The organism is Exiguobacterium sp. s59 (assembly GCF_018617475.1).
GTDB classification, from domain to species: Bacteria; Bacillota; Bacilli; order Exiguobacteriales; family Exiguobacteriaceae; genus Exiguobacterium; species Exiguobacterium aestuarii.
In genome coordinates, this window is sequence record NZ_JACSKG010000002.1 from 391517 (window position 1) to 406624 (window position 15108).

The window sequence follows — 15108 nt, forward strand, 5'->3', positions numbered from 1 at the left end:
ATACTAAAAGAAAATGACAGGAATAGGTGGAATGGTCATGGGGAACACAACACCACGCAACTCCAAATGGATGAGGTCCTATAATAGGGCGCTCATCCTTCGGCTCATCCGGCTCCATCAGCCGGTGTCGCGCGTCGAACTTGCCAAGAAGACGAGTTTGACGAAACCGACAATCTCGAACATCGTCAATGAATTGAAAGAAGAAGGACTGATCAATGAGCGGGAGCTCGGTGTCTCGAGTGGGGGAAGACGCCCAATCATGCTCGAGCTCGCGGCGAGCGACCGTTTCGTCATCGGCATCGATGCGACACAGCGAAAGCTGCATGGGGTCGTCACGAACATCCATGGGGAACTGCTCGACGAGGCATGGCATGACGAACGGTTCGATACGAACGAGGAGTTCATCGACGCCATCGTCGCGCTCTACATAACGTTGAACGAACGCACGCAAGGCGATGTCATCGGACTCGGCGTCTCCGTGCACGGGATGGTCGAGGCAGGTGACGGGGTCGTCTTGTTCGCGCCACGTTTTCACTTGCACGACATCCCGCTCAAGCGCGAACTCGAGAAGCGGCTCGGCCAGCACGTCTTCGTCGAGAACGACGTGCGGACGCTCGCCCTCGGCGAACTATATTTTGGGGAAGCGATCGGCATTGAGGAGTTCTTTTATGTGTATGCGGGATACGGGATTGGGGGAGCGTATGTCCATGCAGGCGAGTTGATCGATGGGGAGCATCACATCGCCGGTGAGATCGGGCATATGCGCATCATGCTCGACGGACCAATCTGTTCATGCGGGAATCGTGGCTGTTTAGAGGCGGTCGCAGGTGAGCGTGCCATCTTGAACGAGGCCCGTCAACTCGCGCATGACCTGACGCTCGACGACCTCCGTGATTCTGTAAGCTCGAATCAAGACGTCCGAAAGCTGTATGAACGGGCCGGTGAATATATCGGCATCGCCACGCTCAATATGATCCATCTGTTGAATCCGGGTCGCATCCTTCTCGGGGGACCACTCTTCAACTATGCACCGGACGTCGTGACGAACATCCAAGAGCGTGTCGCCCAGACGGCGCTCACCCTCGATGCCCGTCAGACCGACATCCGTGTCGTCCCGTGGAACGTCAGCCAAGGCGCGCTCGGGGCTGCGGCACTCATCACGAACGAGATGTTCGGTGAAATCCAATGAAACAACGAGTCGTCTTTCTATTGCAGAAAGGCGATTTTTCATTTCTTCATAAGAAAGCGTTTACAACATAAACGAGAGCATGATATAGTCTATGTGTAGTTAGATAATAAATTTAATTTACTAAGTAAGGGGTGACACTCTCAACGACACGTTTGGAGGGGTAGCGATGCAAAAAGAGACACCATTGAAAGACCAGTTCCACGCGATCTTCGGTCGCTACGGGGCGACCCGATTGTTCGCACGACACGACTTCGCCTTCAACGAAATGGAAGCGTTCACAGGCGAGGAGACGAGCATCATCATCACGCGCTCTAGACGCGACGGCATCTTTCGTCTCTATGACGAGGAGACGCGTGACATCCGATTGTTCCGGGCATCGACGCTCTCTCGCGACGTGTCGTTCGACGACATGGACGGCTTGTTCGAACTGTTGCTCTGGCGATTGAAAGAACAGGACGCATTGCCGTTCGGGGCGGACCTTTACGTCGTCGGCCCATACATAGACGGACCGAAGCTCGATTTGGAACTGATCACGTACACGTTGACACGGCTAGGGGATCGCCCGATGCCAGACCATCTTATTCGGGAGTTATGCCATCGTATCGTGGCGTGACAACACATTCAAAGGAGAATGAACATGAAAAAAACGACGATTGCACTCGCATCATCTGTCTTAATGCTCTCATCTTTACTCGCTGCGTGCGGCGACGACGAACAAGCGGCGGCGACAACGGAAGACGGCAAGCCGGTCATCACATGGTGGGGCTGGGCGCCACAACCTGAAGTCGGGGAAGAAATGGCGAAGGCGTTCAACGAATCGCAAGACGACTACGTCGTCAAATTCAAGCGTCTCGAAGACTACGAGCAACAGCTCCAAGTCGCGATGCTCGGGGGAGATGGTCCGGACGTCATCGGTCTCAAGGAACCGATGATCCCGCAATATAAGGATCGCCTCGTACCAGCGAAAGACTACATGGACAAAGCGGCCGGCGAAGGCTGGAAAGAAAAATTGATCGAGCTCGGCGTCGAACAGACGACGGTCGACGGCGAACAGTATGCGGTACCGGTCGGCTTCACAGGACAGGCATACCTCATGTACAACAAGACGCTCCTCGACAAATACGGCGTGACACCGCCGAAGACGTATGACGAGACGGTCGCAGCGATCGACAAGATCAACGCGTCAGGCGACAAGGTCATTCCGATGCAGCTCGGTGCGAAAGATGCATGGGTCGGCGTCGACGTCTTCAACGTCTTGAGCCACCAAGTCGCACCAGGTTACATCCAGGACGTACTCGCAGGCGACGCGAAGTGGACGGACAAAGAGATGGTCGAGACAGCTGAACTTTGGCAACAACTATACGAAGACAAAGTGTTCCAAGAAGGGGCATTGGGTCTCGCGACATACATGGACGGCATGAACAACTTCTTCGACAAGAAAGCCGCCATGTGGATCATCGGTTCATGGGAAGCCCACTCGATGACGACGGTCGAGAAGCGTGACAAGTGGAACAACTTCGAAGACGAGATCGGCTTCGTCCCGATGCCTAACCTCGCAGGTGGCACAGAACAACCGGTCATCGCATCGATCGACATGGCACTCGGTGTCAACAAAGAGTCGAAACAACAAGAAGGTGCGGCTGCCTTCATCGCTTATATGACACAAGGCGAAGGCCAGGCGCTCTACATGGAGAAGTTTGAGATGGCACCAGCTGTCAAAGACATCGAAGTCGCATACGAAGACAAGTTCACGAACGACGTTGAGCGTGAGTCTTACGAAATCTTGAACGAGACAGTGAAGAATGCTGTCGCGGGACGCGGAATCCGTGACCCGAAAGTGTACGACGCACTCGGGAAAGAACTTCAAAACATCGCTGCCGGACAAGATGCGAAAGAAGCACTCGCACGCATCCAGGCGATTGCGGACCAAGGTAAATAATCGAACGAGCGCCAGTAGCCAGACTCACTGGCGCTCGATTTTTTGAATCTGAAAGTGAGGGAACCTTATGCAACAAGCAACCGATTTGAACAAGTCCAAGCCGAAGCTCGCGTCGGTGCCGCCGAGCGCGCCGAACCCGATCCGGAAGAAGGAGCGGATGAAGCAAAACTTAATCGGCTGGGCGTTCGTCGCCCCGACTGTCCTGTTCGTCATCGCCTTCATCTATTACGGCATCTTCTATAACGCCTATCACTCGCTCTTCTCGTGGGATGGGATCTCGTTTGAGAAAGTGTATGTCGGCTTCGAGAACTTCGCACGGATGTTCCAAGACCCAGAATTTTATAACGCGCTCAAGAATACGGGCATCTTCACGATCTTGACGGTCACGATTCAGGCGGGTCTCGGGCTCGTGTTGGCCTATTTGCTTCACACGAAAGGCGCGGGCCGGACGTTCTTCAAATCGGTGTTCTTCTTCCCGGTCGTCTTGAGCCCGGTCGTCCTCGGGGCGGCTTTCACACAAATCTTTGACTTCCAATTCGGTTACATCAACGAATTCCTTCGCATGATCGGACTCGGTGCCCTTGAGCAGAACTGGCTCGGCGACCAGGATGTCGCACTCTATGCCATCATCTTGATCAACATCTTCCAGTGGACGGGCTCGTCGATGATCATGTACTACATGGCGATGCTTGCCATCGAACGGGAAGTGTTCGAGGCGGCCAATATTGACGGGGCCGGCTTCTGGCGCACACTGTGGAGCGTCGTCTTCCCGAACTTGAAAGGAACAACGTTCACGCTGACGATTCTCGGGGTCATCGGTGGTCTGAAGACGTTCGATATCGTCTGGATCTCGACGCAAGGAGGACCGGGTAACTCGACCGAGGTCATCTCGACGTATTTGTTCCGGAAATCGATGCTTCATCAAGAGGTCGGTTACGCCAGTGCCGTCGCCATCATCTTGCTTGCGATCGCGCTCGGTATCACGTACTTCCAGATGCGTGTACAGAAGAAAATGGACTAAGGGGGAGTAACTATGGAACTGCAAACGAAAAAAGGAAGATGGTTCACGAACATTGGTCTGTCACTCATGGCAATCCTCTGGTTGTTCCCGATCTTCGTCATGTTCAAGGAAAGCTTACGTGTCAACGGCTTTGAAAACTATATTGCGACGCTTCAAAACCCGAACTTCCCACAGTTCGTCATGAACAGCTTCATCGTCGCGTTCTTCATGATTTTGATTTCCATCTCATTCCTCGCCTTCGCGGCGTTCGGCTTCTCGAAACTTCAGTTCGCCGGGAAGCGCCTATTGTTCAATCTCGTCTTGGCAGGGTTGATGCTACCAGTCGCCTCGCTCATCGTGCCGCTCTTCTTCACATTGCGCACACTTGACGGGCTCAACAGCTATTGGGGATTGATTGGTGCCGAAATCGCCTTCTTCCTCCCGTTCGGGCTCATGCTCATCAAGAGCTACTTTGACGAACTGCCGAACGAATTGATGGAAGCGGCGCATATCGACGGGGCGTCGACGTTCCAAATCTTCTATAAAGTCATGATGCCGCTCGCCAAGCCGGCGCTCGCGACAGCGACGATCTACGCGTTCCTCAACTCGTGGAACGAGTACTTGATGGTCCTCACGTTCATGACAGACCCGGCCAAGCAGACGGTGACGATGGCACCGACCTTCTTCACAGAAGCGCTCGGCGGGGACCCTGGTAAACTGTACGCCTCGCTCGTCTTGATCAGCTTGCCGACGATGGTGTTTTATATCTTCTTCCAACGCTTCTTACAAAAAGGTATGACTTCGGGAGCGGTCAAATAATCGATTGAGGTGAACAGCATGTATTTAGGAGTAGATTACTATCCAGAACAGACGGACCGTGCGCTTTGGGACGAGGACGTACGCCTGATGAAAGAGCTTGGCGTCAACGTCATCCGTATGGCCGAATTCGCCTGGACGATGATGGAGCCGGCAGACGGTGAGTTCGACTTCTCATTTTGGGACGAGGTCGTCGAGACGTTCGGCGAACACTTTGATATCGTCCTCGGCACGCCGACGGCGACACCGCCCGCATGGCTCATCGAGAAGTATCCGGACATCCTCCCGGTGACGAAAGACGGCGTCCACATCAGTTTCGGTGCCCGTCGTCATTATACGGTCAACAGCCCCGTCTACCGCGAGTACTGTGAACGCATCACCCGCAAGATGGCGGAACGGTACGGTCGTCATCCGCGTGTGATCGGCTGGCAGACGGACAACGAGTATGGACATGAACAGTCGGATCGCTCGTACGGTGATGTCGATCAAGTGGCGTTTCAGGAATGGCTGAAAGAACGTTACGAGACACTCGACGCGCTCAACGCGGCTTGGGGGACCGTCTTCTGGAGCCATACATATACGGCATGGACACAGATTCCGGTTCCTCGCACCGTGTTCCAGGAACACAACCCGTCGCTTCTTGTCGATTTCGACCGTTTCTGTTCGGACGCGTATCGCTCGTTCAACAAGCTCCAAGTCGACACGCTCCGTCCGCTCATCCACGAGGACGCGTTCATCACGCATAACTTGGTGTATAGCGACATGGCAATCAATCAGCAACAGATGGCCCAAGACCTCGACTACGTCTCGTTCGACAACTACCCGGTCTGGGGCGGGTTGCCGGAACCGAACCGTTTCGAGAAGACGGCGCACGACCATGACCTATGCCGCTCATCAAAACAAGGAAAAGGGTTCTGGGTGATGGAGCAACTCAGTGGGGCCCAAGGATGGAGCCGCATCGGCTACTTGCCACGACCAGGACATATCCGTCTTTGGACACATCAAGCCGTCGCCCGTGGCGCCGAGGCGATCGTCTACTTCCGATTCCGTGCCGCTGACTTCGGGACAGAGGAGTTCTGTCACGGCATCATCGACCATGATGGGAAGCCAAAACGGAAATTCGAAGAAGTGAAGCACGTCATATCAGAGCTTCACGCGCATGGAGACATGATCAACGCGGCTGCGTACAAGTCGGACGTCGCCGTCTATTTCGATCAGGAGAACTTATGGGCGTGGACGCATCAACCGCACTCGGACGCGTTCAACTTCAAACAAGAGTTCGTCCGCTTCTATGGTGCCGCTGTCCGTCAAGGGGTCAACACGGACATCGTCTTCCCAGGGGATGCGCTCGACGCGTATAAACTCGTCATCGTCCCGCTCTATTTCCTCGGGAATGACGTATTCGACGAAACGCTCATCGACTATATCGAGAACGGTGGCAACGTGATTTTCACGTATCGCACTGGGGTGAAAGACCCGATCAACCGTTGCCATAACTTGACGCTCCCAGGCAAGTTCGCTGAGTACGCGGGTATCGAGATTGACGAGTACGAGAGTTTACAAGCCGTCCAGTCGAACGAGGTCCGCCTCGGCGACCAAGTATCTGAGGCGAACATCTGGTGCGACTTGATCACACCAAAAGGTGCAGATGTGCTCGCGACTTACGGGCAGGCGTTCTATAAAGGAACGGCGGCCATCACGCGCCACACGTATAAAGGTGACGTGACGTATATCGGCTCATCGGTCGACGATGCGATGCTCGACACGGTCTATCACGAGGCACTCACACGTGCTGGCATTGACGCGCACCGACTCCCGGACGATGTCGAGAAAGTCGACCGTCATGGGGACGGACAGTTGATCCGCTTCTATTTGAACCATTCGACCGAGGTCACGTCATCCGTCGAACTTGACGGCATGTGGCAGACACTCGACGGGGAGCCGGTGACGGGCACGCTCGAACTTGAACCACTCGCGGTCGTCCTCCTCAAACGGGAGGTGGAAGCATGATCGTTCGTCACGATAATCGGTTCGCCCTCATCGGGACGAATCTCACGTACGTGTTTGATGTCGATGCACGCGGTCGTCTCGTCCATCAATATCTCGGTGGACGCCTCCATGAGTCGGACATCAAAGAACTACCGGACGCGCGCGTGTTGCACTCGTCGTTCGAGACACCGGAAGGGGTAGCCGCTTACGAGTTCACCTCGTTCGGCGACCTCGTCTATACGGAACCGACGTTGAAAAGTCATACCGAGACGGAACGGTTGCATGCGTTCGCACTCCGTGATGCACGGATCGATGGCGAGACGCTCGAAATCGATTTGTTCGACTCCATTCAGTCCCTTCACGTGACGCTTCAGTTCACGCTCTATCCAGCGTATGACATCATCGCCCGCCGTATGACCGTCAAAGCAGGCGAGACGGTCACGCTCGAGAGCGCGCAGTCGTTCAGTCTCGGACTGATCGAGCGCGACATGCGACTCCGTCATTTCAGCGGGGCGTGGACGAGCGAGTTCCAGCTTCAAGAAGGGCCGCTCCTTCCTGGCAAGAAGACGATCGAGAGCCGTCGCGGGTTGACGAGTCATCAAAGCAACCCGTGGTTCGCACTCGGCGACAATGCGACAGAGACACATGGGGAAGTCGTCTACGGCTTCCTCGGACATTCTGGCAACTGGGCGATCCATTTCGAGAAAGACCAGTTCGGCTTCACGCAAGTGACGGGCGGGATCAACTCGTTCGATTTCGCGAAGACGCTTCAAGCGGGTGAGTCATTTACGACACCAACAGGCTATATCGGTTATACACAACGCGGGTTCGACGGCATGAGCCAGAACGCCCACGATTTCGAGCGCGACGTCATCATGCCGGAAGCGACACGTGACGTATTGCGCCCGGTCCTCTACAACTCGTGGGAGGCGACCTATTTTGACGTCAGCGAGGACGGACAGAAACGTCTCGTCGATGAGGCGGCCGCCATCGGCTGTGAGTTGTTCGTCGTCGATGACGGCTGGTTCGGTGAGCGCCACTCGGACGCGGCCGGACTCGGGGATTGGCACGTCAACGAGATGAAGTTCCCGAACGGGCTCGACCCGCTCGTCCGCTACGTCGAGGAGAAAGGTCTCCAGTTCGGGCTATGGGTCGAACCGGAGATGGTCAACCCGGACTCCGACCTGTACCGGGCTCATCCGGAATGGATTTACTATACGGACGGACGCCCGTCGACGACGTCGCGAAACCAGTTCGTCTTGAACCTCGCCTTGCCTGAAGTCGAGGCGCACGTGACGAAATGGCTCGACGAGTTGCTCGGACGCCACGACATCCGCTACATCAAGTGGGACATGAACCGTGCCTTCTCCGAGCCGGACAGCCCACATCTACGTGACGCGAAGGAACTGTGGCTCCGTCACGCGGAAGCAGTGTATCGCATCCTCGACACGTTACGGGAAAGACATCCGAATGTCGCGTTCGAATCATGCGCCGGTGGCGGTGGGCGGATCGACCTCGGCGTCCTCTCTCGCGTCGAACAGGTTTGGACGAGCGATAACACGGACGCACTCGACCGTCTCACCATCCAGGAAGGCTTCTCATACGCCTATAACGCCAAGATGATGAGCTGCTGGGTGACGGATGCGCCGAACTGGTTGAACAATCGCTCGTTGCCGCTCGGATATCGGTTCGTCAGTGCCATGCAAGGGACGCTCGGCATCGGCGGCAATCTGCTCGAATGGACGAAAGAAGAATTGGCAGAAGCGAAAGAATGGATCGCGACGTACAAGACGATCCGCCCGCTCGTGCAGCACGGGACGAGCCATCGTCTTGCCTCGCTCAAACGGGACGGCTTCCACGCCGTCGGCTATACGGACGGAGAAGACTATGTCGTCCTCGTCAACGCCGACCGACGTCAATACGGGAAGAACCGCTTGCGCGTGAAGTTGCGTGGACTCGACCCGGAACGGACGTACGAACTAGAAGGGCGCCGCATGAGCGGACGCTATTTGATGGAACAAGGCATAAACCTCACACAACAAACAGACTATGACGCGTATTGCCTGGTCATCCACCCGGCATGAGCGATGGAAGGGATGAAGCCGTATGCTTTCATTTGATATGGAACAGCTGAAACAACAATTCGAGGAGGTGTTCGCCGGATCAGCGGACCGGGTGTTCTTCGCACCGGGTCGCATCAACTTGATTGGCGAGCACACCGACTATAACGGAGGGCACGTCTTCCCATGTGCGATCACGTTCGGGACGTATGGACTCGTGAAGAAGCGGGAGGACGATTTGATTCGTGTCTACTCACGTAACTTTGAGGACGTCGGCATCGTGTCGTTCCCTGTGACGGACGGGACGTATGAGGCGAGCCACGACTGGGCGAACTACGTGAAAGGTGTCGTCACGCTCCTTCGACAAGACGGGCACGATATTCACGGGTTCGACTTCCTCCTCGCGGGCAACATCCCGAACGGGGCAGGTCTCTCGTCATCGGCCTCCCTCGAACTCGTGACGGCGTTCATGTTGAATGAAGTGTACGGTCTCGGTCTCGAACGACTTGACCTCGTCCGACTCGGACAGAAGGTCGAGAACACGTTCATCGGCGTCAACAGCGGTATCATGGATCAGTTCGCCATCGGGATGGGCAAAGCCGGGCAGGCGATGCTCCTCGATTGTGAGACGCTCCATCACGACTACGCACCGATCGCACTCGACGGATACGACATCGTCATCATGAACACGAACAAACGACGCGAACTCGCCGACTCGAAATATAACGAGCGTCGACGTGAATGCGACACGGCGCTCGGCTTGATTCAACCAAAATTCGAAGTGGAGTCGCTCGGACAGCTGTCGATGGAGGCGTTCGAACAAGTCGCTCTCGACTTGCCGGCGACGCTCCGCAAACGGGCACGCCACGCCGTATCGGAGAATGAACGGACGAAACTTGCCTATACCGCTTTACAAGAAGGACGACTCGAGACGTTCGGTCAGTTGATGAACGCATCACACGCGTCGCTTCGGGACGATTATGAAGTGACGGGGCTTGAGCTCGATACGCTCGTCGCGGCTGCGCAAACGTGTGACGGTGTCATCGGTGCCCGCATGACGGGGGCCGGATTCGGTGGCTGTGCCATCGCCATCGTCCGACAAAATGATACGAGCGCGATGATCGAACAGACGTCTGCGAAGTACGAAGAGACGATCGGTTACGCGCCGATATGTTACGTCGCCTCGGTCGGGGACGGCGTCAGAGAACTCGTAGAGGAGGAAGTGAAATGAGTGTACTTGTCGTCGGCGGTGCCGGCTATATCGGATCGCACGCCGTCCGTGCCTTATTGAAAGACGGGGAAGACGTCGTCATCCTCGACAATCTCCAGACGGGACACGTCGAGTCGATCCCGCAAGACGTCCGTTTTTATGAAGGGGACTTACGTGACCGTATGTTCGTGAAAGAGGTATTCGCGAAAGAACGGATCACGGACGTTCTTCATTTCGCCGCGAACTCGCTCGTCGGTGAATCGATGACGGACCCGCTCGCCTACTATGACAACAACGTCTTCGGGACACAGGTGCTTCTCGAGACGATGCGGGACGCAGAGGTGAAACGGATCGTCTTCTCCTCGACGGCTGCGACATATGGCGACCAGACCGTCATGCCGATCGATGAGACGGCGTTGACGAATCCGACGAACACGTACGGGGCGACGAAGCTCGCGATGGAGTCGATGATTCGCTGGTGTGACCAAGCACACGGCATCCGCTCGGTCGCGCTCCGCTACTTTAACGTTGCTGGTGCAATCGCGACCGGTGAGATCGGGGAAGATCATGACCCGGAGACACACCTCATCCCGATTGTCCTTCAAGTGGCGAACGGGCAGCGAGACGCCATCACCGTCTTCGGTGACGACTATGCGACAGAGGACGGCACGTGTATCCGTGACTACATTCACGTCCAAGACCTCGTCGACGCGCATCTTCTGGCACTCCGTTATTTACGGGAAGACGGGGCGAGCGACGTGTTCAACCTCGGGACGGCGAACGGACTATCCGTGCTCGAAATCGTTGAAGCGGCACGCCGCGTGACGAGCCATGACATCCCGGTCCGACTCGGGGAGCGCCGCGCCGGTGACCCGGCGAAGTTGATCGCCTCGTCCGAGAAGGCACGACGGGTCCTCGGCTGGACACCGACCCGCTCAGATGTCGAGACGATTTTGACGGACGCGTGGAACTGGCACGCAAGCCATCCGTTCGGTTATCAGGCGAAAGAGGTGAGACGATGATCGATGTGACGATTGAGGCACTCGTCGAGGCGGCGATTCGTGCAGAGTTGATTGACGAGCAGGACCGAATCTATTCACGGAACCGTGTGCTCGCCACGCTTCATAAACTCGACATGGACGTCTCGACGTCTGTGCCGTCGATGGCAATCCCAGACGCATTAGAAGAGCTGGTCGCGTATGCGATCGAGCAGGAGTTGATCGAACCGATCCTTGAAGAGAAGGACCGCTTCATGGCCGAGGTGATGAACGTCTTCGTCTCGAAACCGTCTGAAGTGACACGTCGTTTCAATGAACTTCGCGCGACGGACGTGACAGCTGCGACGGACTATTTTTATCGCATGAGCCAGGCGTCGAACTACATTCAGACACGACGGATCGCGAACAACATCAAGTATCAGGCACCGACCCGCTACGGCACGCTCGACATCACGATCAACTTGTCTAAACCGGAGAAGGACCCGCGTGAGATCGCACTCGCCCGGACGCAGCCGATCCCGACATCGAACTATCCGAAAGGGTTACTCGCGATCGAGAACGAAGGCTACGGCGGACACTTGAAACACCCGGCGCGTGCGAACCATCGCATCATCCCGCTCACACTCGGCGGACAGTCATGGTCGTTCCAATATTCACCGTACCTCTACTACAACGAGCACTCGATCTTGTTGTCGAACGAGGTGCGCGACATGGTCATCGACCGGGGCGCGTTCGAGCGTCTGCTCGACTTCATCACACAGTTCCCGCACTATTTCGCCGGGTCGAACGCGGACTTGCCGATCGTCGGCGGTTCGATTTTGACGCACGACCATTATCAGGCCGGCCGCTACCGGTTTGCGATGGACGATGCGCGTGTCGTCTCAACGTATCGCTCGGAGCGCTATGACCAGGTCGAGATTGAGACGCTCTACTGGCCGCTCTCGGTCGTCCGTCTCCGTTCCCGTCAAAAAGAGCAACTCGTCATGTTGGCGAATCAGTTGCTAGGGTATTGGCGTGACTATGAGGACGAATCGAGCGAAATCATCCCCTATACGGATGGCGTCCCACATAACACGGTCACTCCGATCGCGAGACGACGGGACGGGCGCTATGAGCTCGACCTCGTCCTTCGCAACAACCGGACGAGCGACGCACATCCGGACGGAATCTTCCATCCACATGCTGACGTGCATCACATCAAGCGTGAGAATATCGGCTTGATCGAGGTGATGGGACTCGCCGTCTTACCGGCACGCCTGAAGACAGAACTCGAACAAGTCGTACGATATGTGGCAGCCGAAGATGTCGAAGTTGAAGCGATGCATCAGGAATGGGCGGACGCGTTACGGAAGAAGGCAGGCGACCCGAAAACCATCGTCGATCAGGCCGTCGTCGACAAGTTCGTGAAAGGACTCGAAGACGCCGGTGTCTTCAAACAGACGGAAACGGGGCAGGAACGGTTTGATGTGTTCGTCCGTTCACTCCTGAGTCATGTCGATAAAGTGGAGTACGGAACACCAAGGTCGGGAATGAGAGAGAAAACGAACTAAAGGTGGTTGTACGAGTGAAACAAGCGACGATTCAAAACACCAACGGCATGAAACTATCCGCCATCGACTATGGCTGTGCGATGACGGAACTGACGGCCCCGGACCGAGACGGTAATCTCGACTCGGTCATCTTGAAATATGGGGACGTCTCTCAATACTTAGAAAACCCGGTCTATCTCGGATCGGTCGTCGGGCGGATTGCCGGACGGATCCGCGATGCGGAAATCGATGGCGTCGCCTTGACCCCAAGCGAGGCGCCCCATCATATCCACGGAGGCGACAAAGGCATCACGGCCCGTTACTGGGAAATGGATGCCGACGAGCAGTGTATCCAGTTCACGTATGTGAGCCCGGACGGAGAGGAAGGCTATCCCGGAAATGTCTTCTTCAAAGTGCTGTATGAACTGACAGATGACAATGAACTGATTGTCACGATGACGGCAGAGACGGACCGACTGACATGGGTCAACCTGAACCATCACAACTACTTCAATCTCGGGGGACGCCCGACCATCCACGACCATGAGCTGACGCTACCAGCTGATTCGGTCGGGGTGCTCGATGCGGAATCACTGCCGACAGGGGAGTTGCGTGACGTGAGCGGTACCCCGTTTGATTTCCGAGACGGGAAAGTAGTCCGGGAGGCGCTCGGGTCAGGAGACGAAGCGATTATAAAAGCCGGCGGACTCGATCATCCGTTCATCTTGAAGGACGGGGAGACGAGGCTACATGATCCGGTGAGCGGACGGACGATGACGGTCGAGACGAATCAACCCGTCATGGTCGTTTATACGGGCAACTTCCTCAGTGAAGAGACGCCGGTGACACTCGACGACCGACAAAAACATAGCGCGATTTGTCTCGAGGCACAGGCGTTCCCGGACGCCCCGAACCATTCAGATATCGCGACCTCGATCGAACTGAAACCGGGTGAGTTGTATCACTCGCGGACAGTGTATCGGTTTGGGGTGGAATGACAAAAAGACCATTGAACTTGCTTATGACAAGTTCGATGGTCTTTCGTGTTAAGTGCGGACAGTATATAAATCTGCTAAGACTTTCGTCACGGTAGTATTGACCGAATGAAATGCCTTGGTGTTAAGGAGTGATGTCATAGCATTTGTGATGATGGTGGCATTCGTCCAATCGGAAACATCGATTGTGTCTGTATAGATCCGAGTAAACTTTTTCCCTTCCTGTTTCCCTGATTTCCAAAACGAGATGTTTTTCGCTTCGAGTGCTTCCAGGAGCGGAAGGCGTTCTGCATAATCAATCGGACCAACCTCGACGTAAAGTTTGAGACGTTTACTACCTTTCCGTTCAAACCAGATAATTAATCCATAATTGAGCCAATAGCGCTTCAATTGATCCATCTGTTCCAAGCCGGTTAGCCAATCGTTCATGACAAAGTGAGGAACACGGGAATGAGCCGAATATGTTGTTATCCCTTGTTCTTTCACAAATTCTAGAAATGCTTGGCGTACGAGGTCACTTCCGGTTTTGAAGATATAGTCGATTGTCTGATACTTTCGATTATAGATCAGATGTAAGTGATGTTTAATCTCATTGTCTAAAGTAGCGAGCGTTTTCACCGCTTGGCGAAGTTCGACTTGTTTTTGTTTCGACGGATTGGCATTGGCGTACAGTAAGTGAATGGCAGATGCATAGTCTTGATAAAGTTGAAGAGCTGTTTCCATCGTCTTTTCATCGTCGACGAGGCGTTCTTCGAGCAGGGCCACATAGTATGATAAGAAATCGTGAATATTATTAGCGATGGTCGCTTTATTCAATGTTAGTTCTTGTTTGATGATGTGGAGTACGTCTTCATATGTCAGCATCCAGTATGCATCGTGCGACGGTGTATCACCTGACAACGTCAAAAAGACAGGGAGAATGTTCCATTCAGGGTAATGTTTCTTGGCGCTCGTTAAATAACGAGCCAACTGACCTGTTGATTCAACTGAATGTACTTTATTTTCAATCAGTAAGACGATGTTCAGCGTTGGGATTTCAATAAGTAAATCGACTGCCCCATGCCCATTAGTAGACCATTCGCGGTAGACGACGATGTCAGATAGTGACGCGTGAGCGAATGACAAGTAAGGAAATGCATCGATTTTATCATCGTTATCGGCTCTCGTCACAAGATTCATGAGTACTTTTCGTAAGAAAAAGCTTCCTAGTCGATGATTTTCGTTCGGATCGAACAGCCAAGCGAGAACATTCGAATGGCGAATCTCGTATTTTGCGACGCGAAGCACTTTGAACGGATTGAACTCATTGAATTGTTGATCGAGCATGTTGAATTCTGGCGTATTTTCAAGTTGTAGGATGTTATCGAGTGAGTAATTCATGTA

General features: G+C 54.7%; 12 protein-coding genes. 11 read left to right on the forward strand and 1 reads right to left on the reverse strand.

The window, feature by feature from the left end:
• Positions 1-37: 37 nt before the first annotated feature.
• From KNO91_RS05345 to KNO91_RS05395, 11 genes are all read left to right on the forward strand, one after another.
• Complete coding sequence (locus KNO91_RS05345; RefSeq protein WP_214816705.1) at positions 38-1189, forward strand: ROK family transcriptional regulator; 1152 nt, start codon at positions 38-40, stop codon at positions 1187-1189.
• Positions 1190-1355: 166 nt separating this feature from the next.
• Positions 1356-1802, forward strand: coding sequence for a hypothetical protein (locus KNO91_RS05350; RefSeq protein WP_214816707.1), 447 nt, complete (start codon positions 1356-1358; stop codon positions 1800-1802).
• 24 nt (positions 1803-1826) lie between these two features.
• Positions 1827-3128, forward strand: a complete 1302-nt coding sequence (locus KNO91_RS05355; protein ID WP_251126547.1) for an ABC transporter substrate-binding protein — start codon at positions 1827-1829, stop codon at positions 3126-3128.
• A gap of 67 nt (positions 3129-3195) precedes the next feature.
• Positions 3196-4149, forward strand: coding sequence for a carbohydrate ABC transporter permease (locus tag KNO91_RS05360; RefSeq protein ID WP_214694278.1), 954 nt, complete (start codon positions 3196-3198; stop codon positions 4147-4149).
• A 12-nt stretch (positions 4150-4161) separates the two neighbouring features.
• The gene (locus tag KNO91_RS05365) at positions 4162-4947 is read left to right on the forward strand and encodes a carbohydrate ABC transporter permease (RefSeq protein WP_214816709.1); all 786 of its coding nucleotides are present in this window, start codon (positions 4162-4164) and stop codon (positions 4945-4947) included.
• Between the two features lie 18 nt (positions 4948-4965).
• Complete coding sequence (locus KNO91_RS05370) at positions 4966-6954, forward strand: beta-galactosidase (RefSeq protein ID WP_214816711.1); 1989 nt, start codon at positions 4966-4968, stop codon at positions 6952-6954.
• Positions 6951-9017, forward strand: a complete 2067-nt coding sequence (locus KNO91_RS05375) for an alpha-galactosidase (protein WP_214816713.1) — start codon at positions 6951-6953, stop codon at positions 9015-9017. The genes KNO91_RS05370 and KNO91_RS05375 overlap by 4 nt, the downstream gene beginning before the upstream one ends.
• 22 nt (positions 9018-9039) lie before the next feature.
• On the forward strand, positions 9040-10224 hold the full coding sequence (locus KNO91_RS05380; protein ID WP_214816715.1) for a galactokinase: 1185 nt from the start codon (positions 9040-9042) through the stop codon (positions 10222-10224).
• Positions 10221-11225 (forward strand): UDP-glucose 4-epimerase GalE, encoded by a 1005-nt coding sequence (gene galE, locus KNO91_RS05385; RefSeq protein WP_214816717.1) that lies wholly within the window; start codon positions 10221-10223, stop codon positions 11223-11225. The genes KNO91_RS05380 and galE overlap by 4 nt, the downstream gene beginning before the upstream one ends.
• On the forward strand, positions 11222-12751 hold the full coding sequence (locus tag KNO91_RS05390) for a UDP-glucose--hexose-1-phosphate uridylyltransferase (RefSeq protein ID WP_214816978.1): 1530 nt from the start codon (positions 11222-11224) through the stop codon (positions 12749-12751). The genes galE and KNO91_RS05390 overlap by 4 nt, the downstream gene beginning before the upstream one ends.
• A gap of 14 nt (positions 12752-12765) precedes the next feature.
• Positions 12766-13728, forward strand: a complete 963-nt coding sequence (locus KNO91_RS05395) for an aldose epimerase family protein (RefSeq protein WP_214816721.1) — start codon at positions 12766-12768, stop codon at positions 13726-13728.
• Positions 13729-13776: 48 nt separating this feature from the next.
• Here KNO91_RS05395 and KNO91_RS05400 read toward each other — a convergent pair whose 3' ends face one another.
• Positions 13777-15105 (reverse strand): PDDEXK-like family protein, encoded by a 1329-nt coding sequence (locus tag KNO91_RS05400; protein WP_214816724.1) that lies wholly within the window; start codon positions 15103-15105, stop codon positions 13777-13779.
• Between the last annotated feature and the right edge of the window lie 3 nt (positions 15106-15108).

Coding starts and splice junctions, on each gene's coding strand:
- KNO91_RS05350 (WP_214816707.1), top strand. CDS start 1,356: ATGCAAAAAGAGACACCATTGAAAGACCAGTTCCACGCGATCTTCGGT.
- KNO91_RS05355 (WP_251126547.1), top strand. CDS start 1,827: ATGAAAAAAACGACGATTGCACTCGCATCATCTGTCTTAATGCTCTCA.
- KNO91_RS05365 (WP_214816709.1), top strand. CDS start 4,162: ATGGAACTGCAAACGAAAAAAGGAAGATGGTTCACGAACATTGGTCTG.
- KNO91_RS05345 (WP_214816705.1), top strand. CDS start 38: ATGGGGAACACAACACCACGCAACTCCAAATGGATGAGGTCCTATAAT.
- KNO91_RS05380 (WP_214816715.1), top strand. CDS start 9,040: ATGCTTTCATTTGATATGGAACAGCTGAAACAACAATTCGAGGAGGTG.
- galE (WP_214816717.1), top strand. CDS start 10,221: ATGAGTGTACTTGTCGTCGGCGGTGCCGGCTATATCGGATCGCACGCC.
- KNO91_RS05390 (WP_214816978.1), top strand. CDS start 11,222: ATGATCGATGTGACGATTGAGGCACTCGTCGAGGCGGCGATTCGTGCA.
- KNO91_RS05375 (WP_214816713.1), top strand. CDS start 6,951: ATGATCGTTCGTCACGATAATCGGTTCGCCCTCATCGGGACGAATCTC.
- KNO91_RS05360 (WP_214694278.1), top strand. CDS start 3,196: ATGCAACAAGCAACCGATTTGAACAAGTCCAAGCCGAAGCTCGCGTCG.
- KNO91_RS05370 (WP_214816711.1), top strand. CDS start 4,966: ATGTATTTAGGAGTAGATTACTATCCAGAACAGACGGACCGTGCGCTT.
- KNO91_RS05400 (WP_214816724.1), bottom strand. CDS start 15,105: ATGAATTACTCACTCGATAACATCCTACAACTTGAAAATACGCCAGAA.